26 protein-coding genes and 1 tRNA gene are annotated in these 24,088 nt (G+C 66.1%); 15 read left to right on the forward strand and 12 right to left on the reverse strand.

Annotation, left to right across the window (positions count from 1 at the left end; genetic code table 11):
• The first annotated feature begins 126 nt into the window (after nucleotides 1-126).
• From CFB46_RS29265 to CFB46_RS29300, 8 genes are all read left to right on the forward strand, one after another.
• A complete protein-coding gene (locus CFB46_RS29265) occupies nucleotides 127-2,022 on the forward strand; it encodes a sigma-54-dependent Fis family transcriptional regulator (RefSeq protein WP_089502150.1) in 1,896 nt (631 codons plus the stop codon).
• An 82-nt stretch (nucleotides 2,023-2,104) separates the two neighbouring features.
• A complete protein-coding gene (locus CFB46_RS29270; RefSeq protein ID WP_027781231.1) occupies nucleotides 2,105-2,407 on the forward strand; it encodes a 2Fe-2S iron-sulfur cluster-binding protein in 303 nt (100 codons plus the stop codon).
• A 56-nt stretch (nucleotides 2,408-2,463) separates the two neighbouring features.
• A complete protein-coding gene (locus CFB46_RS29275) occupies nucleotides 2,464-2,958 on the forward strand; it encodes an SRPBCC family protein (RefSeq protein WP_027781232.1) in 495 nt (164 codons plus the stop codon).
• Between the two features lie 89 nt (nucleotides 2,959-3,047).
• The gene (locus tag CFB46_RS29280; RefSeq protein ID WP_027781233.1) at nucleotides 3,048-3,425 is read left to right on the forward strand and encodes a DUF2946 domain-containing protein; all 378 of its coding nucleotides are present in this window, start codon (nucleotides 3,048-3,050) and stop codon (nucleotides 3,423-3,425) included.
• 290 nt (nucleotides 3,426-3,715) lie between these two features.
• The gene (locus CFB46_RS29290) at nucleotides 3,716-4,081 is read left to right on the forward strand and encodes a copper resistance CopC family protein (protein WP_027781234.1); all 366 of its coding nucleotides are present in this window, start codon (nucleotides 3,716-3,718) and stop codon (nucleotides 4,079-4,081) included.
• Between the two features lie 83 nt (nucleotides 4,082-4,164).
• The gene (locus CFB46_RS29295) at nucleotides 4,165-4,608 is read left to right on the forward strand and encodes a copper chaperone PCu(A)C (protein WP_089502151.1); all 444 of its coding nucleotides are present in this window, start codon (nucleotides 4,165-4,167) and stop codon (nucleotides 4,606-4,608) included.
• A gap of 32 nt (nucleotides 4,609-4,640) precedes the next feature.
• Complete coding sequence (locus tag CFB46_RS36115; protein WP_179235131.1) at nucleotides 4,641-4,814, forward strand: hypothetical protein; 174 nt, start codon at nucleotides 4,641-4,643, stop codon at nucleotides 4,812-4,814.
• Nucleotides 4,815-4,912: 98 nt separating this feature from the next.
• On the forward strand, nucleotides 4,913-5,542 hold the full coding sequence (locus CFB46_RS29300) for a LysE family translocator (protein ID WP_089502152.1): 630 nt from the start codon (nucleotides 4,913-4,915) through the stop codon (nucleotides 5,540-5,542).
• A 15-nt stretch (nucleotides 5,543-5,557) separates the two neighbouring features.
• Here CFB46_RS29300 and CFB46_RS29305 read toward each other — a convergent pair whose 3' ends face one another.
• Nucleotides 5,558-6,871 (reverse strand): leucine-rich repeat-containing protein kinase family protein, encoded by a 1,314-nt coding sequence (locus CFB46_RS29305; protein ID WP_089502153.1) that lies wholly within the window; start codon nucleotides 6,869-6,871, stop codon nucleotides 5,558-5,560.
• Between the two features lie 141 nt (nucleotides 6,872-7,012).
• Here CFB46_RS29305 and CFB46_RS29310 point away from each other — a divergent pair.
• Nucleotides 7,013-7,097 (forward strand) — tRNA-Leu (locus CFB46_RS29310).
• A 76-nt stretch (nucleotides 7,098-7,173) separates the two neighbouring features.
• Here the strand turns inward: CFB46_RS29310 and CFB46_RS29315 are convergent.
• On the reverse strand, nucleotides 7,174-8,046 hold the full coding sequence (locus CFB46_RS29315; RefSeq protein ID WP_089502154.1) for a LysR family transcriptional regulator: 873 nt from the start codon (nucleotides 8,044-8,046) through the stop codon (nucleotides 7,174-7,176).
• 140 nt (nucleotides 8,047-8,186) lie between these two features.
• Here CFB46_RS29315 and CFB46_RS29320 point away from each other — a divergent pair, with 140 nt between their 5' ends.
• The gene (locus CFB46_RS29320) at nucleotides 8,187-9,431 is read left to right on the forward strand and encodes an MFS transporter (protein ID WP_089502155.1); all 1,245 of its coding nucleotides are present in this window, start codon (nucleotides 8,187-8,189) and stop codon (nucleotides 9,429-9,431) included.
• A gap of 114 nt (nucleotides 9,432-9,545) precedes the next feature.
• Here CFB46_RS29320 and CFB46_RS29325 read toward each other — a convergent pair whose 3' ends face one another.
• Complete coding sequence (locus tag CFB46_RS29325) at nucleotides 9,546-10,430, reverse strand: LysR family transcriptional regulator (RefSeq protein ID WP_089502156.1); 885 nt, start codon at nucleotides 10,428-10,430, stop codon at nucleotides 9,546-9,548.
• A gap of 78 nt (nucleotides 10,431-10,508) precedes the next feature.
• Here CFB46_RS29325 and CFB46_RS29330 point away from each other — a divergent pair, with 78 nt between their 5' ends.
• Nucleotides 10,509-11,810: an aspartate aminotransferase family protein gene (locus CFB46_RS29330; RefSeq protein ID WP_089502157.1), complete on the forward strand. Its 1,302-nt coding sequence runs from the start codon at nucleotides 10,509-10,511 to the stop codon at nucleotides 11,808-11,810.
• Nucleotides 11,811-11,903: 93 nt separating this feature from the next.
• On the opposite strand, the gene CFB46_RS29335 is transcribed toward CFB46_RS29330, so the two are convergent.
• Nucleotides 11,904-12,653 (reverse strand): SDR family oxidoreductase, encoded by a 750-nt coding sequence (locus CFB46_RS29335; protein ID WP_027781242.1) that lies wholly within the window; start codon nucleotides 12,651-12,653, stop codon nucleotides 11,904-11,906.
• A gap of 44 nt (nucleotides 12,654-12,697) precedes the next feature.
• On the opposite strand from CFB46_RS29335, the gene CFB46_RS29340 reads away from it, so the two are divergent.
• From CFB46_RS29340 to CFB46_RS29350, 3 genes are all read left to right on the forward strand, one after another.
• Nucleotides 12,698-13,681: an AraC family transcriptional regulator gene (locus CFB46_RS29340; RefSeq protein ID WP_089502158.1), complete on the forward strand. Its 984-nt coding sequence runs from the start codon at nucleotides 12,698-12,700 to the stop codon at nucleotides 13,679-13,681.
• Nucleotides 13,682-13,754: 73 nt separating this feature from the next.
• Nucleotides 13,755-14,612, forward strand: coding sequence for an AraC family transcriptional regulator (locus CFB46_RS29345; RefSeq protein WP_089502159.1), 858 nt, complete (start codon nucleotides 13,755-13,757; stop codon nucleotides 14,610-14,612).
• A 44-nt stretch (nucleotides 14,613-14,656) separates the two neighbouring features.
• On the forward strand, nucleotides 14,657-15,064 hold the full coding sequence (locus CFB46_RS29350; protein ID WP_027781245.1) for a DUF2000 domain-containing protein: 408 nt from the start codon (nucleotides 14,657-14,659) through the stop codon (nucleotides 15,062-15,064).
• A gap of 30 nt (nucleotides 15,065-15,094) precedes the next feature.
• Here CFB46_RS29350 and CFB46_RS29355 read toward each other — a convergent pair whose 3' ends face one another.
• The 6 genes from CFB46_RS29355 to CFB46_RS29380 form a co-directional block, all read right to left on the reverse strand.
• Nucleotides 15,095-15,445: a VOC family protein gene (locus CFB46_RS29355; protein WP_027781246.1), complete on the reverse strand. Its 351-nt coding sequence runs from the start codon at nucleotides 15,443-15,445 to the stop codon at nucleotides 15,095-15,097.
• Between the two features lie 160 nt (nucleotides 15,446-15,605).
• The gene (locus CFB46_RS29360; protein ID WP_006484776.1) at nucleotides 15,606-16,307 is read right to left on the reverse strand and encodes an ABC transporter ATP-binding protein; all 702 of its coding nucleotides are present in this window, start codon (nucleotides 16,305-16,307) and stop codon (nucleotides 15,606-15,608) included.
• On the reverse strand, nucleotides 16,307-17,080 hold the full coding sequence (livG, locus tag CFB46_RS29365; protein WP_089502160.1) for a high-affinity branched-chain amino acid ABC transporter ATP-binding protein LivG: 774 nt from the start codon (nucleotides 17,078-17,080) through the stop codon (nucleotides 16,307-16,309). Before livG ends, CFB46_RS29360 begins: the two co-directional genes overlap by 1 nt.
• Entirely contained in the window at nucleotides 17,077-18,348 is a 1,272-nt protein-coding gene (locus CFB46_RS29370) for a high-affinity branched-chain amino acid ABC transporter permease LivM (RefSeq protein ID WP_089502161.1), read from the reverse strand. The genes livG and CFB46_RS29370 overlap by 4 nt, the downstream gene beginning before the upstream one ends.
• A gap of 11 nt (nucleotides 18,349-18,359) precedes the next feature.
• On the reverse strand, nucleotides 18,360-19,286 hold the full coding sequence (gene livH, locus CFB46_RS29375) for a high-affinity branched-chain amino acid ABC transporter permease LivH (protein ID WP_006749488.1): 927 nt from the start codon (nucleotides 19,284-19,286) through the stop codon (nucleotides 18,360-18,362).
• 183 nt (nucleotides 19,287-19,469) lie between these two features.
• Complete coding sequence (locus CFB46_RS29380) at nucleotides 19,470-20,588, reverse strand: branched-chain amino acid ABC transporter substrate-binding protein (protein ID WP_027781249.1); 1,119 nt, start codon at nucleotides 20,586-20,588, stop codon at nucleotides 19,470-19,472.
• Between the two features lie 784 nt (nucleotides 20,589-21,372).
• Here CFB46_RS29380 and CFB46_RS29385 point away from each other — a divergent pair.
• A complete protein-coding gene (locus tag CFB46_RS29385) occupies nucleotides 21,373-22,020 on the forward strand; it encodes a hypothetical protein (protein ID WP_089502413.1) in 648 nt (215 codons plus the stop codon).
• A gap of 139 nt (nucleotides 22,021-22,159) precedes the next feature.
• Here CFB46_RS29385 and CFB46_RS29390 read toward each other — a convergent pair whose 3' ends face one another.
• Both CFB46_RS29390 and CFB46_RS35595 read right to left on the reverse strand, forming a co-directional pair.
• A complete protein-coding gene (locus tag CFB46_RS29390; RefSeq protein WP_089502162.1) occupies nucleotides 22,160-23,182 on the reverse strand; it encodes a hypothetical protein in 1,023 nt (340 codons plus the stop codon).
• A 341-nt stretch (nucleotides 23,183-23,523) separates the two neighbouring features.
• A complete protein-coding gene (locus CFB46_RS35595) occupies nucleotides 23,524-24,087 on the reverse strand; it encodes a hypothetical protein (protein ID WP_143751677.1) in 564 nt (187 codons plus the stop codon).
• Between the last annotated feature and the right edge of the window lies 1 nt (nucleotide 24,088).

Consider the following 24,088-nt stretch of genomic DNA (forward strand, 5'->3'; position numbering starts at 1 on the left):
CTTGTATGATGATGCGTACCCGGACGGTCGGCTGTCGCGCCGAATGGTGCACCGCGAGCGGAGCCGCACTCCGCCGCCGATTCCGATCCGGCCGGCTCCAACGGCCCCGGGAACAGGAGACAAACCATGCCGCAATCCTTCGTGCTGCCCGCCACCGCGGGGCGTACCGACCTGCTCGCGCAGGCGCATGCGCGTTCGACCGCGGTCGGCCTGCGCGCGCACGAACGCCCCGATTTCTCGCCGCTGTCGCGCCTCGCGCTGCGCGAACTGCTCGACACGAACCACACGCTGTTCTCGCACGCACGCCCCGTGATGGAGGATCTCCACGCGCAGATCGCCGAGACGCAAAGCCTCGTGCTGCTGACCGATGCCGACGGCGTGATCCTGCACAGCATCGGCGACGCGGACTTCATCGAGAAAGCGAACCGCGTCGCACTGTGCAACGGCGTGTCGTGGGCCGAAGGCGCACGCGGCACCAATGCGATCGGCACCGCGCTCGCATCGGGCCAGGCCGTCGTCGTGCACGGCTCCGAACATTTCCTGCGCGCCAACCACATCCTCACCTGCGCGTGCGCGCCGATCGTCGATCCGTTCGGCCGCACGCTCGGCACGCTCGACGTGAGCGGCGACCCGCGCGGCTCCAGCCCGCATACGCTCGCGCTCGTGCGGATGTCCGCCCAACTGATCGAGAACCACCTGTTCGCGAACCAGTGCGGCGAAGCGCTGCGGCTGCGCTTTCACGCACACGAGGATTGCGTCGATTCGCTGTTCGCGGGGCTCGTCGCCTTCGGCCCCGACGGCGGGCTGATCGCCGCGAACCGCAGCGCCCAGTTCCAGCTCGGCGCGTCGTTCGACGCACTGCAGCACCAGGCCAGCGACGCGTTGTTCGGCATGCGCTTCGGCCAGCTCGCGCAGCAGGCCGCGCGCGCGCCGGGCGCCACGTTCCGCCTCACGCTGTCGACCGGCGTGCGCGTGCTCGCTCGCTGCGAATTCCCGGAAGCGCAGAAAACGACCGTCGCCGTCACGCCGCCCGCGCCGGCCGCACGCGTGCGCGCGCCGGACCCCGATGCGATCACGTTCGCGACGCTCGACACCGGCGACGCGCGCATGGCCGCCGTGCTCGAACGCGTCGCGAAGATCCGCGGGCGCGACCTGCCGCTGCTGATCCTCGGCCAGACCGGCACCGGCAAGGAATGGCTTGCCCGCGCGCTGCATCAGGCGTCGCCGCGCGCGGACGGCCCGTTCGTCGCGGTCAACTGCGCGGCGCTGCCCGATTCGCTGATCGAGGCCGAGCTGTTCGGCTATGAAGACGGCGCGTTCACGGGCGCGCGCAAGCGCGGCAGCCCCGGCAAGATCGTGCAGGCCGACGGCGGCACGCTGTTTCTCGACGAAATCGGCGACATGCCGCTCGCGCAGCAGGTGCGGCTGATGCGCGTGCTGCAGGAGCGCGCGGTGATGCCGCTCGGCGGCGCACGCGCGGTGCCGGTCGACGTGCGCGTGGTCTGCGCGACCCACCGCGATCTGCGCGCGATGATCGCGGACGGCACGTTCCGCGAAGACCTGTTCTACCGGATCAACGGGCTCGCGGTCACGCTGCCGGCGCTCGCCGCACGCACCGACCTGCCGGCGCTCGTCGAGCGGATCCTCGCGCGGCTCGCGCGCAGCGAGCCGATGCCGCGCCGCCTCTCGGCCGACGTGCTCGACGCGTTCGCGCGCCACCGCTGGCCCGGCAACCTGCGGCAGATGACCAACGTGCTGCGCACGGCCGGCATGCTCGCCGACGGCGAAGCCGAGATCGCGCTCGCGCATTTGCCCGACGATTTCTGGCTCGACTGCGACGACGCCGCGGCTGCACCGGAAGCCGCCACGCCGGCCGGCAAGCGCGAAGGCACGACGCTGCAAAGCCACCAGGCCGCGATGATCGACGCGGTGCTCGCTCGGCATGGCGGCAACGTATCGGCGGCCGCGCGCGAACTCGGCCTCGCGCGCAACACCGTGTACCGGTATCTGCGACGCCACTGACGCCCACGGCTGGCGGCCGTCGGCCGCCGGCGGGTTCGGGTATGCTTGGCGCGTTGCCGCCGAACCGCTGCCCGCTTCAGTCATGACCGATCCAGAACACCCGCCCCTCGTGCGCATCGAGCCGCTCGGCGCACGCTTCGACGCGCCCGATTCGCTGACGGTGCTCGAAGCCGCCGCGTTCGCACGCGTGTCGCTGCCGCGTTCGTGCCGCAACGGCACGTGCCGAAGCTGCCTGTGCAGGATCGTCAGCGGAAGCGTACGCTACACGATCGAATGGCCGGGGCTGAGCCGCGAGGAAAAGGCCGACGGCTATACGCTGCCGTGCGTGGCCGTCGCAACGTCGGACCTCGTGCTCGACGTGCCCGACGCCGTCATGCTCGACTAGACACGGCGCGCCAGCGCGCGTCGACCTGCAACGCTCGATTCTGCATGGAGAACGCGATGATCCAGCAAACCGATCGCATCGAAAAACAGGCGCTGCTCGGCGCCTCGCCCGACCGCGTCTGGGCAGCCGTCAGCAATTCCGGCGAATTCGGCCAGTGGTTCGGCGTCTCGTTCGACGGCCCGTTCGAGGCCGGCCAGCCGCTGTTCGGCCGCATCACGCCCACCCGCGTCGACGACGACGTCGCGAAGGCGCAGGAGCCCTATGCGGGCACCGCGTTCGAAATCGTCGTCGATCGTATCGAGCCGCGGCAACTGTTCTCGTTCCGCTGGCACCCGTTCGCGATCGACCCGCATGTCGATTACGCATCCGAGCCGATGACGCTCGTCACGTTCACGCTCGCGGCGCAGGCCGGCGGCACGCTGCTCACGGTCACCGAAACGGGTTTCGACCAGTTGATCGAGGCGCGTCGCGCGACGGCGCGCGAAATGAACGACCAGGGCTGGGCCGCGCAGATGACGCTGATCGCGAAGTATCTGGCGCTGCCCGCGTAGCGCGCCGCTACGCCGCACGTTCGGGCCGGCCGGCGAATCGACGTGCGTGGCATAATCGGCGGCATCGTCGCCCACCCGCCGCGCATCGCATGCTGAGTCGTCGTCTCCGGAAGATCGGCAGTCTGATCGGGATGCTCTTCATCCTGATGACGGCGCTCGCACCGACGATCTCGCAGGCGCTGACCACGCAAGGCCGCGTCGACGCGCTGCTGGCCGGTTACTGTTCGTCCGCGCCGGCCTCCGGCGACCGCTCCGCCGATGCGTCGATGAAAAGCCTGCAGGCGCATCTCCACGCATGCGGCTACTGCAGCCTGCTTGCTCATACTCCCGCCCTGCCTGCGCCCGAACTGACGTTCGCGGCCCACGTGCATGCGATCGAGCATCGCGCGGCGACCCGCTTCGAAAGCCTGCGCCGCGCGCTGCCGCTCACGGCCGCGCAACCGCGCGCTCCGCCATTCGCGTCCTGATCCGTCGTCATTGCGCGTGATGCCGTCGTGCATCGCGTAGCCTGCGCACGCCGCCCGCGTGCGCGACATGCCACGTTTCGAAGGACGATCATGTCTCACCATGCTGCGCGCGGCGTCGTGCCGTGCGCGTGGTCGGCCGCCGCCGGTCCGGATTACCGCGCCCGCATTCGCCCGCATGCGAATGTCCGGCAGCGCACGGCCGCGCCAACCGCCGCCGGCATCGATGCCGCTCGCGCGGCCGTCCGTCGAATCCGTCTTTTCCATCCGATTCGTCACTCGCTCATCCAGCCATGAAAACCACCACTTTCGTTCGCGGCGCACTCGCCGCACTCGGCTTCGTCGTCATCCAGGCCGCCCATGCGCATGCGCTCCCGAAAACACAGGACCCGGCCCCCGGCGCCACGCTGTCGAGCGCGCCGCACGCGGTCACGATCGACTTCGGCGAGGCGCTCGAGCCTGCGTTCAGCTCGATCGCCGTGACCGACAGCCAGGGGCAGTCGGTCGTCGACGGGAAGTCGGCCGTCGACGCCGGCAACCGGAAGCGGATGCGCGTCGCACTGACCGGCCTGAAAGCCGGCACCTACACGGTCGCGTGGATCGCGGTGGCCAGCGACGGCCATCGCACGCACGGCCGCTACGCATTCACGCTGAAGTAACGCACGCGATGCGCATCGGCGCGCCGTGCCGATCGCATTCGCATCGATGCCCCAGGGCATCGCACCGATCAGGAGAACAAACGATGAAACGCTCGATTTCGACCAGCATGCTCATGGTACTGGCGCTGCATGCCTCGGCCACGTTCGCCGCGCCGGCCATACAGGCCGATGCGTGCTGGATCCGCACGATGCCGGCGACGGTGCCGTCCTCCGGCTACTTCACGCTGAAGAACAATGGCGACGCGCCCGCGACGCTCATCGGTATCGACACGCCCGCATACGGGACGGCGATGGTGCATGAAACGCAGACGAGCGGCAGCACCGCGAAGATGGTCCACGTCGACTCGGTCGTCGTGCCCGCGCACGGCACGGTCAGCTTCAAACCGAAGCGCTATCACGTGATGCTGGAAGCGCCGCGCCAGGCCGTCGCGCCCGGCGCGAAGGTGCCGTTCCGGCTGCGTTTCGCGGACGGCTCGGCCGTGTCCGTGACCTGCGACGCGAAGGCGCCGACCTACGCCGGCCAGTAACGCCGCCTGCCCCTCGACCGAAGGAGACACACATGAAAGACCGCCTGCCGCTGGCCGACCTGATCGTTCGCTACCGGACGCCGCTGAATGTCGCGGTACTGATCGTCTGCGGCGCATGGGCCGCGTGGATCGCGTGGATGACGCGGCCCGCCGCCATCGATACGCCGCCGCCGATTCCCGCGTACTGCATGCGCGACGCGCGCTGACGCGTCGCGACGGCACGGTTCCGGCGGCGGCCCGCGCCATTATTGGCGTGGCATCATCGCGTCATCCCGACCGCCGCAACCGCCTCCCGGAGCGCCGCATGTCCATTCAGACCTGGATGCTGTTTGCCGCAGCCTATCTCGCCACGACGCTGTCGCCGGGGCCCAACGTGCTGCTCGTGATCCGCAACACGGTGCGCTACGGCACGCACGGCACCGTCGCGACGATCGCCGGCAATCTCGTCGCGCAGGGCGTGGTCGTGCTGCTGGTCGCGCTCGGCGTCGGCGCGCTGCTGGCGGCGATGCCGCCGCTGTTCGTCGCGATGAAGGTGGGCGGCGCCGCGTATCTGATGGTCCTGGGTGTGCGGCAGTTGCGTGGCGACCGCAAGGCCGCCGCATCGAGCGATGCGGCGAGGAGCATCGCGCCCGATCGCCGGAAGCTGTTCCGCGAAGCGCTGTTCGTGTCGGGCAGCAATCCGAAGACGATGATCTTCCTGTCCGCGTTCATGCCGCAATTCATCGTGCACGACCGCCCGCTCGCGCTGCAGTTCGTCGTGATGTACGCGACGATCGCCTGCACGGTCGTGATCGTTCACAGCGTCTATTCGGCCGGCGTGCGCCGCCTGCATCGCGGCTTCGGCATGAGCCGCGCGGTGCGCGCGCTCAAGCGCGCGAGCGGGCTGCTGTTCGTCGGGCTCGGCATCAAGCTGCTGACCGCGCGGCAGGCGTAAGCCGGCTCGATTCCGTCAGTGCAGGCGAGCGGCCAGTGCGGCCGTGATCTCGTCGAACGACGGCCGTGCATCGACGTCCTCGTTCACGCACGCTGCCGCAAGCGCATCGAGCGCGCCGGCATGCGGTTCGCATCGCTCGAGCAATTCGCCGAGCAGATAGCCGAACGCGCGCACTTCGAGCCGCTCGAACCGGGCGCCGCGTGTGCGCTCGTTCACGTCGTACAGCGACGCCGCCCCGAAATCCCCGAGCAACGCGCCGCCCGCGCCGTCGTGCAGGATGTTGTGCGCATACAGATCGCCATGCATGATGCCGCGCGCGTGCAGATGGCCGGCGACCGATGCGATGCCGTGCGCGATCCGCAGCGCTTGCGCCGGATCGAATTTCAGATCGGCGGCATAGACGTCGCGCGTGCAGGACGCGAAGCTCGGCGGCCCGGCGAGATTCGTCAGCGCCGGATCGACCCGCTCCATCACGAGGCCGTGCGTGCCGTCCGGATGCCCGCGCAGCTTGCCGATCACCGGAATCAGGTTCGGATGACGGTCGGCATGCAGGCATGCGGCCATTTCGCAGTCAGGCAGGCCGTCGCTCGTGACCGCGCCCTTGAACAGCTTGACCGCGACCGTGCGCGGCGGATGGCCGTCGGCCCGCCACTGCGCGCGATAAATGACGCCCGACGCGCCCTCGCCCAGCTTCCGTTCACATGAAAGGGCCGCCCAATCGATCTCCGCGACGTCCGGCCCGGCGGAAGCCGTGGCTTCCGGCCCCGCACCGAACGGATTGCCGGCAACGGCGAGCCATGCGAGACGCGGCAGGCGCGGCAGCCAGTCGGGCAACGCGTCCAGCCGGTTCGCCGACAAGCGCACCAACTCCAGCGCGCGGCACGCGGCCATTTCCGTGGGCAGCGCCCGCAGCTGGTTGCCGGCAAGCATGAGCTTCTGCAACCGCGCACAGTCGCCGATGTCGGGCGGCAGTTCGTCGATCGCGTTGTCGGTCAGGATCAGCCAGCGCAGCGCGGGCGGCAGCGCGCCGCGCGGCACGGTGCGGATCCGGTTCGCCTTGAAGCCGATCATGTCGAGCTGTTCGCACGCGCCGAGCACGTCGGGGAAGGTGGTGAAGCGGTTGCCCGACGCGAACAGGATGCGCAGACGATGCAGCCGCGGCAGATCGTCGGGCAGCGCGGACAACGCATTGCCGGTCAGGTCGAGCACTTCGAGCGTGTCGGCCAGCTCGAAGATCTCGCGCGGAAATTCGGTCAGTCCGCACGCGAGCTTGAGTTGCCGCACGCCCGACAGTTGTCCGGACTGCAGCTGTTCGAGGGTATGTATCACGGAGAAAACGGGTGGCGGTTGCGGGGACCCGTCGGGTCGATCGGACGAATTCTACCGGCATCGATGGCGTGCCCGTACACGACCTTGTCACACCCCCTTCACAAACGCGCGACGTGACGTTAGAATTGCGCCCCTTGCAGTGCCGACGTGGTGAAATTGGTAGACACGCTATCTTGAGGGGGTAGTGGCGAAAGCTGTGCGAGTTCGAGTCTCGCCGTCGGCACCAGATGCGTTTCCAGCGCATTCCGAGCATGATCTGAAACCCGCGACAGCATATGGCTGCGCGGGTTTTTTGTTGCCAGCTACGCCAGCAACAGAAAATTCCGCACCACCGCGGACGGCTCGTCGCAGCGCGACGCGATGGCCAGCCTGGCGCGAAACCGGTTACCCGAGAACGGCCGGTACACGACCCCGGGCACCTGCACCTGCGTAATCGCTTTCGGCACGACCGACACGCCGAGCCCGGCCGCCACCAGCGTCACCGCGGACGCGATCTGCGGCGCCGGTTGCGCCATGCGCGGCTCGAACCCGGCGGCCTGGCACGCAGCGACGATGTCGTCGAAAAGCGCGCCGCCGGCCGCGCGCGGCACCTGCACGAACGACTCGTCGGCCAGCTCCGCCAGATCGATGCGCCGGCGCTGCGCCAGCCGATGCGCGACGGGCAGCGCGACGAACATCGGCTCCTCGTCCCAGTCGGATACCCGCAGCGTCGCGGCGACGCGGCGCTCGGGCCGCACGATCGCGACGTCGAGACGTCCGGCCTCCAGCGCCTCCAGCAGGACGCCCGACGTCGCCTCCTGCAACGTCAGCTCGGCATCCGGAAACGCCTCCCGAAAGCGGCGAATCAGATCCGACACTTTCGGATTGAACGCGGCCGTCCCGGTGAAACCGACCCGCAGATGGCCGGTTTCCCCGCGCGCGGCGCGCCTTGCTGCCCGCGCCGCGCGCTCGGCATCGTCCAGCACGCGTCGCGCCTCTTCCGCGAAGACCTCGCCCGCCAGCGTCAATTCGGCGCCGCGCGCGGTCCGCTTGAACAGCTCCACGCCGAGTTCGTTCTCGAGCGCCTTGATCTGCTGGCTCAACGGCGGCTGGCCGATGCCGAGCGTTTCGGCGGCCTTCGTGAAATTCGATGCGGCCGCGACGGCCAGAAAGTAGCGCAGATGCCGAAGTTCCATTCGTGACCTGACCTCGCGGTGAGTCGGGGCTGGCCTGTCAGCCAGTGTTAAAACATATTGCTGCGGTTTCTTTCATATATTGGACATATATATGACGGTGCGCAAGAATTCACGTATTCCGTCGCACATCGAGTGCATCCATGTCCTCCGCTTCGATTTCCCGCTCCATGCCCGGCACCCAACCATCCGCATCCGACGATGCGCTGCCGGCCGGCGTGTCCCCGCGCTCGGCCGCCTACAAGCGCATCGCGTTCGCGCTTTTCCTCGCCGGCTTTTCCACTTTCTCGCTGCTGTACTGCGTGCAGCCGCTGCTTCCCGCGTTCGCACGCGAGTTCAACGTCGGCGCGGCGTCGAGTTCGCTCTCGCTGTCGCTGTCGACCGGGATGCTCGCGGTGTCGATCCTGTGTGCCGGCGCGCTGTCCGAACGGGTCGGCCGGCGCGGGCTGATGTTCGTGTCGATGACGCTGGCCGCGCTGTTCAACATGCTCGCCGCGCTGTCGCCGAACTGGCACCTGCTGCTGGTCTGGCGTGCGCTCGAAGGCTTCGCGCTGGGCGGCGTGCCGGCGGTGGCGATGGCCTATCTCGCGGAAGAAATCGCCGCCGACGGGCTCGGTTTCTCGATGGGGCTCTATGTCGGCGGAACCGCGTTCGGCGGCATGATCGGACGGATCGGCATGAGCGCGCTCGAGGAGCACTTCTCGTGGCGAACGGCGATGCTGTCGATCGGCGTCGTCGACCTGCTCGCGGCGCTCGCGTTCGTGATGCTGCTGCCGGCCTCGCGACGCTTCGTGAAGCGCACCGACCTGACGCTGCGTCACCACCTGGGGCTGTGGCACGCGCAACTGCGTCACGCACGCCTGCCGTTCGTGTTCGCGATCGGCTTCCTGGTGATGGGCGCGTTCGTGACGATCTACAACTACGCCGGGTTCCGACTCATGGCGGCGCCGTTCAACCTGAGCCCGACCGCATGCGGGCTGATCTTCGGCGCGTACCTGTTCGGGATGGTGTCGTCATCGAGCGCCGGCGCGCTCGCCGATCGTCTCGGGCGGGCGCCGGTGCTGGTCAGCGGCATCGTCGTCTTCGCGGCGGGCCTCGCACTGACGCTGTCGCACTCGCTCGCCGCGATCGTCGTCGGCATCGTGCTCGTGACGATCGGCTTCTTCGTCGCCCATTCGGTCGCGAGCGGCTGGGTCGGCGCGCTCGCGGGCGCCGCGAAAGGGCATGCGGCTTCGCTGTATCTGCTCGCCTACTATGTCGGCTCGAGCGTGCTCGGCTCGGTCGGCGGCGCGTTCTGGCAACGCGGCGCGTGGGCGAGCGTCGCCGCGTATGTCGCGGTGCTGCTCGCGGTCGCATTGCTGGCTGCGCGGCGGTTGAGCCGCAGTTGAGCCGCAGTTGAGCCGCAGTTGAGCCGCGCGTGATGCGACGCGATGCGGCGGCGGAGATACCGGGCCGCACGCCGGTGTCGGCCTCGTCGATGATCGACCGATTCGCGTCGCTCCTCAAAGCAACGGCAGCGTTTGCCGGATATGGTCGGCGAATGCTGTCGTCAGATGCGACGGCCGCTTCCGGTCGAACCTCAGCGTAATGCCCACCGCCGGCAACGGCGGCAAGCGCGGATCGCCGTTCACGATCGCGAGGTCGGCCGGCACGGCCGTCTGCGTCATCACCGCGAACGCCTGCCCCGAGCGCACCAGCGCGATCAGCCCGGCGAGACTGCTGCTCGCATACGCGACGCGGTAGTCGCGGCCGGCGCGATTCAACGCGTCGCAGGCCGCGAGGTGATCGAGCGTATCGCGATCGGACAACGCGAGCGGCAACGGATCGAAATGCGCGGGTTCGAGCCCCGGATAGCCGATCCAGACCAGTTGCTCGCGGCGGATGATGTCGTCGGTCGCGCCATCGTCCGGCAGCGAAATCATCGCCAGATCGACCGCACGCTTCTCCAGTTGTTCGACGAGCCGCGGCGTCGGCCCGCAGACGACTTCGACGATCGCCTGCGGATGCTGGCTCGAAAACTGCCGCAGCAGCGACGGCAGCCATACCTCCGCGTAATCGTCCGGGCACCCGAACCGGATCGTCCCCGACAGCCCCGTGCCACACAGGTCGGCCATTGCCTCGTCGTGCAGCCGCAGGATGCGCTGCGCATGCACGAGCAGCCGCTCGCCCGGATGCGTCAGCACCACGCCACGGCCGGTGCGCTGGAACAGCGGCTGGTCGACGGTCTCTTCGAGCCGCTTCATTTGCTGGCTGAGTGCGGATTGCGTGCGGCCGACGCGCGCGGCCGCGCGGCTCAGCGCGCGCACCTCGGCGATCACGACGAACGAGCGCAGAAGGTCGATTTCGAGCGAAAGCCCCAAGGTATTAGCTCCTTTTCTACCTTGCATTAGAACTATTCGTTTCCATCAAACCAGACGCGCGCCTAGACTGCAAGCGATCCCTGCCCTTTTGTCCGGAGACGCCCGATGTCCCTGAACGACGACGCAACCTTCTGGCGCAATGCCAGGCAGCACCTGGTCCGCTACGGCGGCACGTTCGAGCCGATGATCATCGAGCGCGCGAAAGGCAGCTTCGTCTACGATGCCGACGGCCGCGCGATCCTCGATTTCACGTCGGGCCAGATGAGCGCGGTGCTCGGACACAGCCATCCGGAGATCGTGTCCGTCGTCAGCGAATACGCGGGCAAGCTCGACCACCTGTTCAGCGGCATGCTGTCGCGGCCGGTCGTCGATCTCGCGACGCGCCTCGCCGACATCACGCCCGCCGGGCTCGATCGCGCGCTGCTGCTCAGCACCGGCGCGGAATCGAACGAGGCGGCGATCCGGATGGCGAAGCTCGTCACCGGCAAGTACGAGATCGTCGGCTTCGCGCAGTCGTGGCACGGGATGACGGGCGCCGCCGCGTCGGCCACGTACAGCGCCGGCCGCAAGGGCGTCGGCCCGGCATCGGTCGGCTCGTTCGCGATTCCGGCGCCGTTCGCGTACCGGCCGCGCTTCGAGCGCAACGGCGTCTACGACCCGCTCGCCGAACTCGACTACGCATTCGACCTGATCGACCGGCAGTCGAGCGGCAACCTCGCCGCGTTCATCGCGGAGCCGATCCTCAGTTCGGGCGGGATCATCGAATTGCCTGAAGGCTATATGGCCGCGCTCAAGCGCAAGTGTGAGGAACGCGGCATGCTGCTGATCCTCGACGAGGCGCAGACGGGCGTCGGCCGCACCGGCACGATGTTCGCGTGCCAGCGCGACGGCGTGACGCCCGACATCCTGACGCTGTCGAAGACGCTCGGCGCCGGGCTGCCGCTCGCGGCCATCGTGACGTCGGCGGCCATCGAGGAACGCGCGCACGCGCTCGGCTACCTGTTCTATACGACGCACGTGTCCGACCCGCTGCCGGCGGCGGTCGGCCTGCGCGTGCTCGACGTCGTGCAGCGCGACGGCCTCGTCGCACGCGCCAACACGATGGGCGACCGGCTGCGGCGCGGCCTGCTCGACCTGATGGAGCGCTTCGACTGCATCGGCGACGTACGCGGGCGCGGGCTGCTGCTCGGCGTCGAGATCGTCAAGGATCGCCGCACCAAGGAGCCGGCGGACGGGCTCGGCGCGAAAATCACGCGCGAGTGCATGAACCTCGGGCTCAGCATGAACATCGTGCAGTTGCCCGGCATGGGCGGCGTGTTCCGGATCGCGCCGCCGCTGACCGTCAGCGAGGAAGAGATCGACCTCGGCCTGTCGCTGCTGGAGCAGGCGATCACGCGCGCGCTGTAGCGGCACGCGGCCGCCCCGTTCTCGCGTCACGCGATCCGTCGCGCCGGTTCGAAGTTCCGGCGCGACGCGTTGATGTTTCGTATTCCGGATCGATCAGCGCGCTTCGGCCGCCCATGCTTCGGCATCCGCGCCGGCAGGGATGCGCAGCGGGCTCGACGGATCGGTTGCCGCGCGCCATACGGCGTCGGCGACGTCCTGCGCATGGGTAATCGGTGCGGACGCATCGAGCATGCGCGCGAAGGCCTTCTCGACAAATTCCGCATACGCTTCGTGCTCGAAGCCGTGCATGTTCGCGCGCGCGTTCTCGGCGAAGCGTGTGTCGGGCGCGCGGCCCGGCAACACGAGATGCACGCGCACGCCGAACGGTTCGAGTTCGGCCGCCATCGATTCGGTGTACGCATTGACCGCCGCCTTGGTGGCGCGGTACGCGCTGACCAGCGGCAGCGCCTTCAGCGTGACGCTCGACGTGACGTTCACGACCACGCCGGCCCCGCGCTGCCGAAACTGCGGCAGCACCGCCTGCGTCACCGCCATCGTGCCGATCGCGTTGGTCTCGAACAGCGCGCGCACCGTATCGAGCGGCGCCAGCTCGGCCGGCGCGGCCGCGCCGAAACCCGCGTTGTTGACGAGCACGTCGATCGGGCCGGCTGCGTCGATCGCGGCGCGAATGCTGTCCGTGTTCGTCACGTCCAGCGGCAGCACGCGCAAGCGCTCCGACGGCGGCAGCACGTCCTCGCGCGGCGTGCGCATCGTCGCGACGACCTGCCAGTCGTGCGCCAGGAAATGGCGCGCGATCTCGAGGCCGAAGCCGGAGGAACAGCCGGTGATCAATACGGTCTTCATGCGAACTCCTGACGGGTTGTGTTGAGCAAGTGTTCGTACGATAGATGGCCGGGCCCGTATTCGCTACAATCGAAAATCCGCTTTTCTTTTGCGAGAGTCCGGCGATGATCGACCCGCTCACCGAAGTCGTGACACTGCTGCAACCGGCTGCGCGGCACTCCAAGTCCGTTCACGGTGCGAGCCCGTGGCTCGTGCGTCGCACGGTCGCCGGCGAGCCGTTCTATTGCGTCGTTCTCGACGGCGGGTGCCGGATCGCGATCGACGGGCACGCGCCGATCGAATTGCGGGCCGGCGATTTCGTGCTGATTCCGGCGGCGTACGGCATCGCGACATCGAGCCTCGAACCGCCGCCGCCGGGCGTCGAATCCGCACCGCCGGTGGCGCTCGACACCGGCGAATACCGGGTGGGCGATCCCGGCAACCCGGTCGACACGCGCATGATGCTGGGCAACTGCAGCTTCGGTTCGCCCGACGCGGCATTGCTGGTGTCGCTCCTGCCGCGGGTCGTGCACGTGCGCGGCGATCCGCGGCTGACCACGCTCGTGCAACTGGTGCGCGACGAGTCGCGCGCGCAGCGGCCCGCGCGCGAGATCGTGCTGTCGCGGCTGATGGAAGTGCTGCTGATCGAGGCGTTGCGATTCACGGCCGGCACGCACGCATCGCCCGGCATCGTGCGCGGGCTCGCCGACAGCCGTCTCGCGGCCGCGCTCCGCGCAATGCACGCGCGCCCGTCGCATCCGTGGACGATCGTCGAGCTCGCGAAGGAAGCGGCGCTGTCGCGCTCGACCTTCTTCGAGCGCTTCAGCCGTGCGGTCGGCGTCGCGCCGATGGAATACCTGCTCACGTGGCGCATGGCGCTGGCGAAGGATCTGCTCCGCCGCAACGAAGGCCGCATCGCGGAAATCGCGGCGCGCGTCGGCTACAGCTCCGCGAGCACCTTCAGCGTCGCATTCACGCGGCATGTCGGCCGGCCGCCCGCGCAATACGCACGCGACGAACAGGCGGCGGTCGAACCGATCGAACCATGAACCGCACCCGCCACCCTCGCCTCGCCGCCCCCGTACCCCTCCCGTCAGGCAATGACGACGTGCGAGGCACTCGATGACGACCGCGACGCCCCGAACCGGCACGACGGACCACTGGCTCGTCGCACACCGCGATGCGGAAACCGGCATCGAAAGCCTGCACGCGCATTTCAACGGCCATGCGTACGATGCGCACGACCACGACGACATGCTGGTCGGCTTCACCGAACAAGGCGTGCAACGCTTCCAGTGTCACCGTTCGCTGCATACCAGCGTGCCGGGCCGCGCGATCCTGATCGAGCCGGGCACGATGCACGACGGCCACGCGCCCGAAGCCGGCGGCTTCACGTACGGGATGCTGTACCTGCCGCAGGCGTGGGTCGAGCGCGCCGCGCGCCGGCTCGACCTGCCGGGCCTGGGCGGCGTCGAAGCCACGTTCGGCCACACGCTCGTCGACGATCGCGACCTCGTCGAGGCGATCCGGAACGCCTTCTTCGCGATCCACGACAACGAAGGCCGGCTCGCGCGCGACCAGACGCTCGACCGCCTGCTGATGCGGCTCGGCAGCCAGCTGGGCGGCCCGCTCGCGCTGGAAGGCGGCGTCGTGCCGCCCGCGATCGCGCGCGTGCGCGACCTGCTGCACGAACACATGGACGGCAACATCGGCCTCGACGAACTCGCGAGCGTCGCCGGCATCGACCGGTTCCGGCTGACGCGGATGTTCCAGCGCGCGTTCGGCACGTCGCCGCACGCGTACCTCGTGCGCTTGCGGCTGCGCGCCGCACGAAGGCTGCTGGCCGCCGGCCGCACGCCCGCGCAGGCAGCCGCCGACGTCGGCTTCGCCGACCAGAGCCACCTCGGCCGCTGGTTCCGCCGCGCGTACCGGATCACGCCGGCCGCGTACCGGCAACTCTGCACAAACGTTCCAGACTGATCGCGCGCGACATCCGATCATGGGCGCTTCAACCGGGAGCAAGCATGTTCGATACCAAAGTAGCGCTGATCGTGCGCGACGATCTCGCAGCGTGGCAAAAACTCAACGTCGTCGCGTTTCTCGCGACGGGCGTCGCGGCCGGTGCGCCAGACGCACTGGGCGAGCCTTACGAGGATGCGGCCGGGCGCCGCTACGGCCGGATGCTCGGCCAGCCGATGCTGGTGTTCGCGGCCGACTTGAATGGATTGCAGGCCGCGCACCGGCAGGCGCTGTCGCGGGAACTGACGATCGTGCCCTACGTGCGCGCGATGTTTTCGACCGGGCACGATGCGGCCAACCGCGAGGTGTTTCGCGCGGAGGATGCAGCAAATCTGGATCTGGTCGGCCTCGCGCTGCACGGGCCGAAGAAGGCCGTGGACAAGGCGGTGAAGGGGCTGGCGTTGCATGCGTGAACGCCGGCGTGCCCCGCTCGCCGATGCTGCTCAGCGATGCGCGAGCACGTTGACGAGCTTGCCGAACGGGTCGCGCACGTAAAATCGCCGCACGCCCCAGGGCTCGTCGGCCGGGCCGTATTCGACGGGCACGCCTGCCGCATGAACGCGCGCGAGCGCTTCATCGACATCGTCGACTTCGATCGACAAGTCGGGTGTCGGCGTGCCCGACCCGCCCTGCGACGCGAAGCTGATCTGCACGTCCATCTGCTCGGCGTTGCCGTAGGTCGCGATCCAGCCGTGGTCCATCAGCAGGTCGAGGCCGAAGATCTGCTGATAGAAACGCTTCGCGTCGTCGACTGATTGCGTGTCGATATTGGCGACGATTCGTTTGACCTTCATCGGTTTCCTCCGCAGCGCGAAGATGTAGTCAATTTGACTACGATCGAAGCCAAATCGGCTACAGATTTCCTGCAAAACGGGCCTTGCGGCTGTCGTCCCGAAGCATCCAGGAAGGATGCCGCAAGCCGCTGGCCCATTGCAGGCCGGCGGCTTTCCCCCATCAACCGCCCAGATAAGCCTGCTTGATCCGGTCGTTCGCGAGCAGGTTCGCGCCCGTGTCGGCCAGCACCACGCGCCCCGTTTCGAGCACGTAGCCGCGATCGGCCACGCCGAGCGCCTTGTTCGCGTTCTGCTCGACGAGGAACACCGTGACGCCTTCGTCGCGGATCGTGCGGATGATGTCGAAGATCTGCGCGATCACGAGCGGCGCGAGGCCGAGCGTCGGTTCGTCGAGCAGCAGCAGACGCGGCTTGCTCATCAGCGCGCGGCCGATCGCCAGCATCTGCTGCTCGCCGCCCGACATCGTGCCGGCCCGCTGCGCCGCGCGTTCCTTCAGGCGCGGAAACAGCTTGAACACATGCTCGATGCCGTCGTCGATCTCGTGACGGCTCGCGAAGAAGCCGCCCATCTTCAGGTTCTCGAGCACCGTCAGGCTCGGGAACACGCGCCGCCCTTCCGGCGAGATCGCCATCCCCTGCCGCATGATCTGGTGCGTCGACATCGCGGTGATGTCGTTGCCCTCGAACAGCACGCGGCCCGACGATGCGCGCGGCGTACCGCATACCGTCATCATCAGCGTCGTCTTGCCGGCGCCGTTGCTGCCGATCAGCGTGACGATCTCGCCCTTGTTCACCTCGATCGACACGCCCGCGAGCGCCTCGACCGCGCCGTAGTGCGTATGGACCTGTTCCAGCTTCAGCATCACTCTTCCCCCAGATACGCCTTGATCACGCGCGGGTCGTTGCGGACCGCTTCCGGCGTGCCGATCACGATCGGCCGGCCGTGCTCCATCACGAGGATGCGGTCGGACACGCCCATCACGAGGCTCATGTCGTGCTCGATCAGCAGCACCGACACGCCGAATTCCCGGCGCAGCTTGTCGATCAGGTGCTGCAGTTCGATCTTTTCCTGCGGGTTGAGGCCGGCGGCCGGCTCGTCGAGCATCAAGAGGCGCGGCTCGGTGATCATGCAGCGCGCGATCTCCAGACGCCGCTGGTGCCCGTACGACAGCGTGCCCGCCGGCCGGTTGGCCACCGCCGTCAGCCCCATCCGGTCGAGCCACACGGCCGCGCGTTCGAGCGCTTCCTTCTCGGCGTGGCGATACGCGGGCGTCGCGAACAGGCCGTGCAGCAGCCCCGCCTTCACCTGGCGATGCTGCGCGACGAGCAGGTTCTCGACGACGGTCAGCGACTTGAACAGGCGGATGTTCTGGAACGTCCGCACGAGGCCCTTCAACGCGATCTTGTGGCTCGGCAGCCCGGCGATCGCGTGGCCGTCGAGCACGACGTCGCCACCGGTCGGCTTGTAGAAGCCGCCGACGCAATTGAACACCGTGGTCTTGCCCGCGCCGTTCGGCCCGATGATCGCGAACACCTCGTCGCGGCGCACATCGAAATCGATGCCGTCCACCGCGAGCAACCCGCCGAAGCGCATCTGCAGCCCGGCGACCTTCAACAGTTCTGCATTCGCGCTCATTGCGGCAGCTCCACATGGGGACGGCTCGCGGGCAGCAGGCCCTGCGGACGCCACATCATCATCAACACCATCACCAGACCGAAGATCAGCATCCGGTACTCGGCGAAGCCGCGCGCGACTTCCGGCAGCACGGTCAGCAGGATCGCCGCGAGAATCACGCCGAGCTGCGAGCCCATCCCGCCGAGCACGACGATCGCGAGGATCAGCGCCGATTCGATGAAGGTGAACGATTCAGGGTTCACGAGGCCCTGACGTGCCGCGAAGAACGCGCCGCCGATACCCGCGAACGCCGCGCCGAGCGTGAACGCAGACAGCTTGATGCGCGTCGGGTTCAGACCCAGCGAACGGCACGCGATCTCGTCGTCGCGCAGCGCTTCCCACGCGCGGCCCATCGGCATGCGGATCAGGCGGCTCGTCACGAACAGCGTGAAGCCCACCAGCAGCAGCGCGATCAGGTACAGGAAGATCACCATGTGCTCGCCGCTGTATTCCAGCCCGATCAGTTCATGGAAGGTCTTCGCGCCTTCGACGCTCGCCGAGCGCGCCATCTCGAAGCCGAACACCGTCGGCTTCGGAATGCTCGAGATGCCGTCCGGGCCGCCGGTGAGGCTCGTCAGGTTGTTCGCGAGCAGGCGAATGATTTCGCCGAAGCCGAGCGTGACGATCGCAAGATAGTCGCCACGCAGGCGCAGCACCGGGAAGCCGAGCAGAAAGCCGAACGTCGCCGCCGCGACCGCCGCGATCGGCAGGCATTCCCAGAACGACAGCCCGAAATACTGGTTCAGCATCGCGTACGTATAGCCGCCGACCGCATAGAACCCGACATAGCCGAGATCGAGCAGCCCCGCGAAACCGACCACGATGTTCAGGCCGAGGCCGAGGATCACGTAGATCAGCGCGAGCGTCGCGACGTCCACCGCACCGCGCGAGCCGAAGAACGGCCACACGAGGCCGACCGCGAGCAGCACCCAGATGATCGCGCGCTGCTGCCGCGCGCCCATCGCGGGCGCCGCCGGCAGCTTCACGGCCGCTTTCGCGCGCATCAGCCACGGCTTGAACAACTGGAACAGGAACACGGCCGCGACCGCGATCCATACCGGGCGCCAGTGCGGCGTCAGCACCACCTGGTAGCCGTCGAGCTTCAGTTGCAGCCCGAGCACCGGGATCGTGAGGATCGCCGTCAGGACCGCGGCGGCCACCGCATTCTTCAGCGCCTGGCCGAACGAAGCGTCGGCGGCCGGGCGGCGAACGGAAATGACTTGACTCATCTGCGTCTCCCTCAAACCTTTTCGATGTCCGACTTGCCGAGCAGGCCGGTCGGGCGGAAGAGCAGGATCAGCACGAGCAGGCCGAACGCGACCACGTCCTTGTACTCGGCCGGCATGTAGCCCGCGGCGAAGGTTTCCGCAAGGCCGAGCAGCACGCCGCCGAGCATCGCGCCCGGGATGCTGCCGATCCCGCCGAGCACCGCGGCGGTGAACGCCTTGATGCCCGCGACGAAGCCGATATACGGATTCAGCTTGCCGATCGTCAGCCCGATCAGCACGCCGCCGACGGCCGCCAGCATCGCGCCGAGCACGAACGTGAACGAGATCACGCGGTTCGTGTCGATGCCGAGCAGGTTCGCCATCTTCATGTCCTCGGCGCACGCGCGGCACGCACGGCCCATCCGCGAATGCGAAATGAACAGCGTGAGCGCGATCATCAGTACCAGCGTCACGCAGACGATCAACAGGCGCGCATACGGAATCGTCACGTCGAAGTCGCCGCCGAGATGGATCTCGAACGCGCCGGAGATCAGCACCGGCACGGACACGTCGCGCGCGCCCTGGCCGATCTGCACGTAGTTCTGCAGGAAGATCGACATGCCGATCGCGGAGATCAGCGGCACGAGGCGCGGGCCGCCGCGCAGCGGCCGATACGCGACGCGCTCGACCGCGAAGCCGTACAGGCCCGTGACGATCACCGACACGATCAGTGCCGCGCCGAGCACGAGCGGCAGCGGATAGCCGGCGGAGATGCCGATGGCCGTGAGGGTCACGAGGCCCACGTATGCGCCGATCATGTAGATCTCGCCGTGGGCGAAGTTGATCATGCCGATGATGCCGTAGACCATCGAATAGCCGATGGCGATCAACGCATAGATCGCACCCAGCGTCAGGCCGTTGACCAGCTGCTGGGCGAATTGCGGAAAGAAGTCAGTCATGTGCGGGAAGCTCCCGTTGGCGCCGCGTCGCTTGCCGCGCCGGATCACGGCTGCGGCCGCGCGCAACGCACGGTGTCGTCTCGGGCCGCCCTCTTTGGCCGCGCACGGGGAATGCGCGGCCAAATGCGCACGCGCTCCGCCCGGGTGACGGGCAGAGCGGGTGCGCGAGGCGGGTACTCCGTATTACTTGGCGGCGGTCTTCGTCGCGTCCTTGTGCCACGTGTACACGACGAACTTGAACGCCTTCAGGTCGCCCTGCGCGTCATACGACACCTTGCCGATCGGCGTGTCGAACGTCGTCTTGTGCATGTACGCGGCGACCTTGGTCGGATCGGTCGTCTTCGCTCCGGCGATCGCGTCGGCGATGATCTTCACCGCTGCGTACGACGGCATCTGGAACGGGCCGTTCGGGTCGCGCTTCTTGTCCGCGAACGCCTTCACGAGCGCCGCGTTGGCCGGATCGGCCGAGAAGTCGGCCGGCAGCGTGACCAGCATACCTTCCGAAGCCGGGCCGGCGATCGCCGTCACGTCCTTGTTGCCCACGCCTTCGGGGCCCATGAACGTCGCCTTCACGCCCTGCTCGCGCGCCTGGCGCATCAGCAGGCCCATTTCCGGGTGGTAGCCGCCGAAGTAGACGAAATCGACGCCTTGCGACTTCAGCTTCGTGATGATCGCCGAGTAGTCCGAATCGCCGGCGTTGATGCCTTCGAACAGCACGACCGGGATCTTCGCGGCTTCGAGGTCCTTCTTCACCGACGATGCGATGCCCTGGCCGTACGACTGCTTGTCGTGCAGCACCGCGACCTTCTTCGGCTTCACGTTGTTGATGATGTAGTGCGCGGCGGCCGGGCCTTGCTGATCGTCGCGACCGATCGTGCGGAAGATGAAGTGGCGCTTCTTGCCTTCGGTCAGCTGCGGCGCGGTGGCCGACGGCGTGACCATCACGATGCCTTCATTCTCGTAGATGTCCGACGCGGGAATCGTCGAACCCGAGCACACGTGGCCGATCACGTACTTGATCTTCTGGCTGACGATCTTGTTGGCGACGGCGACGGCCTGCTTCGGTTCGCACGCGTCATCCATCAGCACGACTTCGAACTTGTTGCCGCCCGCACCGCCTGCAGCATTGATCTGTTCGATCGCGGTCAGCGCGCCGGCCTTCACCATGTCGCCGTATTGGGCGACCGAGCCGCTCATCGGACCAGCGATGGCGATCTTCACGGTTTCCGCTTGCGCGGCGGCGGCGCCCGCGGCGAACAGCACGGCGGCGACGGAAATGGACGTAAGACGGGACAGCGTCATCTGGGAGCTCCTCGATGTTGTTTAGTCATACGGGCAAAGGCGGCATGACTTGCGCAATCGAACAGCACCCGGGGCGAGGACATGGGACACGCCCGAGACACATAGAAGACGGAACTCCGGCGGAATGTTGCGTAGCGGGGCCCGGCTCTTGCAGTCCCCGAAGGGGGACGTCTGGTTCGGAAAGACATCGTGATGCGTCTTGCATTGCGCAAGCGTTTCGCCTGCCCCGCTTGCCAAACCGCTTGATCGGAGGGGTGGTCCGACAGCCGTTGGCAAGGCAGTCGAAATTATATGGGCGTTTTTAAATTGTCTGTCAAAAATGCCTGTCGACTGAGGGAAAACACGTAGGTTTTGCGGGTGGTGCGGTGGCGACGGTGGCGCAACCGGAAGTGGGCGACAACGTTTGCTGGTGGTGCAATTGGGTTGCTATGGTGGGTGCCGGTTTGGCTGTCTGCCTTGCTACGCCTTGGGTTCGGCAATCGCTGATTGCGTGCGGCATGTTTTTGGTTTGCTAAGGGTTCGATCATTGAAATTCAATCGACTGATGATTGAGCCGGCAAGCACCAACACGGGGCGCTCGGGCGAGGCGGCAATCCTTCTACTTGCTGACAGATCTAGACATTTGGAAGCTAGTTGTTATTTTCATGAAATAATACGAATTCGCCTCTGCAATCCAGCCAGCCTTCCTGCGAGCCGCGCCCGCCGCGCTTCGCAGTCGCCTCAGGGCCGCTTCGACGCCCGTCCGTCGTCCAGCCGCCAGCCAGTGATCTGCCGTTTTTTTTCAATGCACATCACCCGCTTTGGATCGCTGATGAATCATCCCTTCTGCTTGTCTTCCGCCGCCGCGATTGCGTGCGCGTTTTCTGTTTCCGTCGCTGGCGCTTCAGGACCCGATACGCTGACCGATCGGTCGGCCGGTGCCAATGTGTTTCGCTCGGAACGTCGTGCTGCTGTGCGTGATGATGGGCATGCCGCACGTATGAGCCGACACCGCGTGCAGTACGTCGCGCCGGTGGAGCGGAGTCCGTTCGATACGCCGGATACGCGGCCGGTGCGTGTGTCGGGCGAGACGCTTGAGCCGCAGCCTTCTTCCGAACACGAACCCGAGTTTGTATTGCCATCGAACCGCGTTGCGCTCGGTGCGGGTGGCAGTGACAGTTTTGGTCGCGCGTTGTCCGGACATGAACAGCGCGAGCAGAACTGGAACGAGTACCTGCGAGATAACGGCTCGCGGCCGGCTGGTGTTGGCGGCTCGTATACGCCGACGCGGCCGTACGATGCCGCGCGTGGTCCGCGCGGTACACCGAATCCGTTCGATCCGTCGGCGCCGCAACCGGAGACGCGTACGTTCTACGACAACGGCGCGGGTACGCATTGCACGGCTACTGGCGGTGCGAGGACGTCGCGGTCGTCTTGCAATATCGCCTGGTGATGCGTTGGGGCGGCCGATTGCGACTGCCCTGCCCGGCTCGCTGCGCGATTTCGCGCAGCGCGGCAGCCTGCCCATAGTCCGCAAGCAGCCCTTCGCGTCATCTTTGTTATGTTGCGAAAAAACGGATAATTCGAAAAGATCACTTCATGTAGAAGTCGAACTCCGTGCCGTAAGTACGGATACTCAGATCAATCTTTTCGCCATCCAGTTCAAAGGTCGTCGGCGTTGCATCGATGCCGCACTTCTCCAACTCGACCCGCAAGTTTTCCTTGTTGATTGGCAACTTTTTGTCTTGCAACCAGGACGCGATCGGGGGATGTTTCAGCAGCTCGCCGAAATAGACGCCGTGCCGCTGCTTCTCCTTCAGAGTGAGCGCCGCACGCAAACAGATGCCAAGAATGGAGTCTACCGGTACCGTGTTCGTTGCCTCTAGCTGCGGCGGTGCGATCTCATCGATCTCAGCCGAAAACACCTCACGCAAGACAGGTGCAACGACTTCCGCATAAGATTTATCGAAGCGATCGAAGAAATCTTTGGTGGCCACATCCTCGGCAGCAATCTCGTTAGCCTTACCTGCCTGATGGATCTCGAAACATCCGTCCTCATCGTTGAAGCGGATCAAGAACAGGGAAAATTTCCTGTTTTCCTTGATGACGACGTAGAACATCACTGGCACCCTGATCAATGACGAGTCGATCCCTCCTCGCACCAAGATGTCCATGAACTTAGCAAGATGTGCCCGATCGTCCTTGTGCAAGTGATATGCATGTGTCTCCGCTTTCCACTGCATCGGCGTAATCGTGCCAAAAGTGTCACTATCGAAGTCTCGCCCAAAGATCTGCTTGCGGTAGTCCCACAGCAGTTCCCTTGCGAAGTCTTCGATTGAGATGTTGTCGCGAAATTTCGCCTCGACGAAATGATGATCGTACGACTCGTGACCAATCAGCAGATCCGGTAGATGGCCAATGTAGTTCTGAATCTTGCTGACGTTGCTACCACCTGCATTGCCACGCATCTGCGAAGACCGATTAGCAAACTTTGTTGCGAAATGCTCCACGCCTGCGCTCTCGATCTGAAAGCCCATCGCCGCAAAGTGATTCTTGCAAATCGCTTCAACAATATCGCCCTTGATCCGACGCACACCGTATGCATCTGTCATCATTGTTCTCAATCCATAGACATGTGGAAACTGTGCCTGATCCTACCATGTGGAGGATGACCTCATTTTCGCCCCTAAGGTAAGCATCCCTGCAACAATGCACCGTGTGGCCCGCTCGTCCCATCTCGAACCTGTCCGCCACCTGCAACTACACTTTTGCATCGAATGCATCGTCCGGAAGCGGATCGAAAATGAAGCAGTCGGCGTGCAACACTGCATCCTGATCAATGTTGCACGTTCTCCATTGAGTCAAACCCTCATCGTATGACCTCGATCGAACTACGATTTTATTATGGTCGATCAACAGGTCTATCGTTTGCACGTTCGCTCGTAGAGCTCACGATTCATGGGGTGCCAAGATTGAACAACCACTCGTGATATTTCACCTTGTCACCATCAGCCAACGCTCCTGCAACTAGTTCACGGGAAAAATCCTTCTGCGCGTTCATCTCATGATCTACTGGATTCGGAACATGCCCGTCAATCATCTCAAAACTCTCCAAGTAGTCGATTCGATTTATCAAAACCTCGGCACATGCAACCAGCCTCTCGATCTTATGTTCAGCGCACCATTTTGCCAAAAACGACAGACCTGCCAGCAAATCTGTCGCCCCCTGTGCCGCAGCTTCATCTTCCATTCCGATTGCATCAGGATCCCAATCAACTTTCTCCAGATCGCTTAACGGATTGGAATTTTCGTTCCCATTCCAAACCTGACCCAAGTAATTATCTACTTGTTGCTTGATTTGAGTACTTGTTCCCCCTGCTTGCTTCGCAAGGAATTCGAAGATTGACTCATCATGGGCAAGACCAAAACAGCACCACACGCCAAAACGGGCAAGGGTATCGAGCTTCCCGCCAACGAGAACTGATTCGAGATATTTTTTATGCGCCTCGATATCTAACATA

Source organism: Burkholderia sp. HI2761 (assembly GCF_002223355.1).
Classification (GTDB): domain Bacteria; phylum Pseudomonadota; class Gammaproteobacteria; order Burkholderiales; family Burkholderiaceae; genus Burkholderia.

Coding starts and splice junctions, on each gene's coding strand:
- CFB46_RS29290 (WP_027781234.1), top strand. CDS start 3,716: ATGAAAACCACCACTTTCGTTCGCGGCGCACTCGCCGCACTCGGCTTC.
- livH (WP_006749488.1), bottom strand. CDS start 19,286: ATGACTGACTTCTTTCCGCAATTCGCCCAGCAGCTGGTCAACGGCCTG.
- CFB46_RS29275 (WP_027781232.1), top strand. CDS start 2,464: ATGATCCAGCAAACCGATCGCATCGAAAAACAGGCGCTGCTCGGCGCC.
- CFB46_RS29315 (WP_089502154.1), bottom strand. CDS start 8,046: ATGGAACTTCGGCATCTGCGCTACTTTCTGGCCGTCGCGGCCGCATCG.
- CFB46_RS29340 (WP_089502158.1), top strand. CDS start 12,698: ATGGCCGGGCCCGTATTCGCTACAATCGAAAATCCGCTTTTCTTTTGC.
- CFB46_RS36115 (WP_179235131.1), top strand. CDS start 4,641: ATGAAAGACCGCCTGCCGCTGGCCGACCTGATCGTTCGCTACCGGACG.
- CFB46_RS29265 (WP_089502150.1), top strand. CDS start 127: ATGCCGCAATCCTTCGTGCTGCCCGCCACCGCGGGGCGTACCGACCTG.
- CFB46_RS29280 (WP_027781233.1), top strand. CDS start 3,048: ATGCTGAGTCGTCGTCTCCGGAAGATCGGCAGTCTGATCGGGATGCTC.
- CFB46_RS29350 (WP_027781245.1), top strand. CDS start 14,657: ATGTTCGATACCAAAGTAGCGCTGATCGTGCGCGACGATCTCGCAGCG.
- CFB46_RS29390 (WP_089502162.1), bottom strand. CDS start 23,182: ATGATGACAGATGCATACGGTGTGCGTCGGATCAAGGGCGATATTGTT.
- CFB46_RS29320 (WP_089502155.1), top strand. CDS start 8,187: ATGTCCTCCGCTTCGATTTCCCGCTCCATGCCCGGCACCCAACCATCC.
- CFB46_RS29270 (WP_027781231.1), top strand. CDS start 2,105: ATGACCGATCCAGAACACCCGCCCCTCGTGCGCATCGAGCCGCTCGGC.
- CFB46_RS29360 (WP_006484776.1), bottom strand. CDS start 16,307: ATGCTGAAGCTGGAACAGGTCCATACGCACTACGGCGCGGTCGAGGCG.
- CFB46_RS29330 (WP_089502157.1), top strand. CDS start 10,509: ATGTCCCTGAACGACGACGCAACCTTCTGGCGCAATGCCAGGCAGCAC.
- CFB46_RS29345 (WP_089502159.1), top strand. CDS start 13,755: ATGACGACCGCGACGCCCCGAACCGGCACGACGGACCACTGGCTCGTC.
- CFB46_RS29335 (WP_027781242.1), bottom strand. CDS start 12,653: ATGAAGACCGTATTGATCACCGGCTGTTCCTCCGGCTTCGGCCTCGAG.
- CFB46_RS35595 (WP_143751677.1), bottom strand. CDS start 24,087: ATGTTAGATATCGAGGCGCATAAAAAATATCTCGAATCAGTTCTCGTT.
- CFB46_RS29370 (WP_089502161.1), bottom strand. CDS start 18,348: ATGAGTCAAGTCATTTCCGTTCGCCGCCCGGCCGCCGACGCTTCGTTC.
- CFB46_RS29355 (WP_027781246.1), bottom strand. CDS start 15,445: ATGAAGGTCAAACGAATCGTCGCCAATATCGACACGCAATCAGTCGAC.
- CFB46_RS29380 (WP_027781249.1), bottom strand. CDS start 20,588: ATGACGCTGTCCCGTCTTACGTCCATTTCCGTCGCCGCCGTGCTGTTC.
- CFB46_RS29300 (WP_089502152.1), top strand. CDS start 4,913: ATGTCCATTCAGACCTGGATGCTGTTTGCCGCAGCCTATCTCGCCACG.
- livG (WP_089502160.1), bottom strand. CDS start 17,080: ATGAGCGCGAATGCAGAACTGTTGAAGGTCGCCGGGCTGCAGATGCGC.
- CFB46_RS29385 (WP_089502413.1), top strand. CDS start 21,373: ATGCACATCACCCGCTTTGGATCGCTGATGAATCATCCCTTCTGCTTG.
- CFB46_RS29325 (WP_089502156.1), bottom strand. CDS start 10,430: ATGCAAGGTAGAAAAGGAGCTAATACCTTGGGGCTTTCGCTCGAAATC.
- CFB46_RS29295 (WP_089502151.1), top strand. CDS start 4,165: ATGAAACGCTCGATTTCGACCAGCATGCTCATGGTACTGGCGCTGCAT.